This window comes from Deefgea chitinilytica (assembly GCF_016881405.1).
Classification (GTDB): domain Bacteria; phylum Pseudomonadota; class Gammaproteobacteria; order Burkholderiales; family Chitinibacteraceae; genus Deefgea; species Deefgea chitinilytica.
In genome coordinates this window covers 1-249 of record NZ_WOFE01000024.1, presented here as the reverse complement: position 1 = coordinate 249, position 249 = coordinate 1, and the positions used below count along the sequence as shown (strand labels likewise).

Below are 249 nucleotides of genomic sequence, written 5' to 3'. Positions count from 1 at the left end.
GGCGCGGATGAAACGATCTCGGTATCCGGCTCGGCGATTGCCCTTGATCTGAGCGGCAACGCGCTAACGGATATTGCGTCCCTGACCTTGACCGGTGGTAACGACACCTTGACCGCGAATGCCAACGATTTGGCGAATAGCAATATTGCGGCAATTGAGGCGGGTGCCGGCACGGATGAGTTGATCGTCACTGAAGACGTGACGGTCACCAGCACGTTGACGGGTTTTGAAACGTTGAGCCTGAATAGC

At 56.2% G+C, this 249-nt stretch carries 1 protein-coding gene; it reads left to right on the top strand.

What is annotated here, in order from left to right; genetic code table 11:
• On the top strand, nucleotides 1-249 hold a 249-nt coding region (locus GM173_RS15820), incomplete at both ends, for a hypothetical protein (RefSeq protein ID WP_203572359.1).